Source organism: Halomonas sp. ALS9 (assembly GCF_001651035.1).
Classification (GTDB): Bacteria; Pseudomonadota; Gammaproteobacteria; order Pseudomonadales; family Halomonadaceae; genus Vreelandella.
In genome coordinates this window covers 1-267 of the sequence record NZ_LXRG01000120.1, presented here as the reverse complement: position 1 = coordinate 267, position 267 = coordinate 1, and the positions used below count along the sequence as shown (strand labels likewise).

The 267-nt window shown below is 52.8% G+C and carries 1 protein-coding gene; it reads right to left on the bottom strand.

Features of this window, described 5'->3' with window-relative positions:
• Positions 1-248 (bottom strand): metal ABC transporter solute-binding protein, Zn/Mn family (locus A6R74_RS10420; RefSeq protein WP_306460304.1); only part of this gene is annotated, 248 nt, incomplete at its 3' end.
• Positions 249-267 lie beyond the last annotated feature (19 nt).

Genomic DNA, 267 nt, shown 5'->3' with positions numbered 1-267 from the left:
GGCAGGGGGAGCGATGCTTCCCGTGACAGTGCTGCCATATGAATACTGGTCGTGGTGCTTTCAAAAAAATGCGCTGGTTGGCATGGGCGATTATTAGCAAGGTATTCGCTCATTTTGGCCATGGCCTGGGCACTGCCTTGGGTCTCATGGTTAACTCCCCATACGCCTTGCGCTTCAAATGCGTAAGCGCGGGCGAAATAGCCAAAACCTGCTTCGCTGGTCACTAATGTACGGTTAGTTTGTGGCATGCCTTCGAGTCGCTCTTTC